Origin of the sequence: Staphylococcus sp. HMSC072B07, assembly GCF_001815505.1 — a bacterium.
In the GTDB taxonomy this organism is placed as follows: Bacteria; Bacillota; Bacilli; order Staphylococcales; family Staphylococcaceae; genus Staphylococcus; species Staphylococcus simulans.
Genome location: NZ_KV820942.1, coordinates 1 through 226 on the forward strand (window position 1 = coordinate 1; position 226 = coordinate 226).

A 226-nucleotide genomic window follows, 5' to 3' on the forward strand; every position below is an offset into this window, starting at 1 on the left:
GATTTTAGTAATGTTTGTTCTTGTGGTGTGATTAAGTTGTCGGAAACTGCCATGTTCCATGCTGATTGGGATGCTTTATCCGCAAGTTCTGCTGCTTTCACAGCAGCTTCGGCATCATTTAACCATTGATCTTGGATGTCATTTGTACCATTCGCATTAGCGTCATTGATTTCTGGGATGTCGATACCTTGCAGTTGTGCTAATAACGCTGGTAAATTGCCTTTTA

General features: G+C 41.2%; 1 protein-coding gene. It reads right to left on the reverse strand.

What is annotated here, in order from left to right:
• Nucleotides 1-226 (reverse strand): GA-like domain-containing protein (locus tag HMPREF3031_RS13505; protein ID WP_218969971.1); only part of this gene is annotated, 226 nt, incomplete at both ends.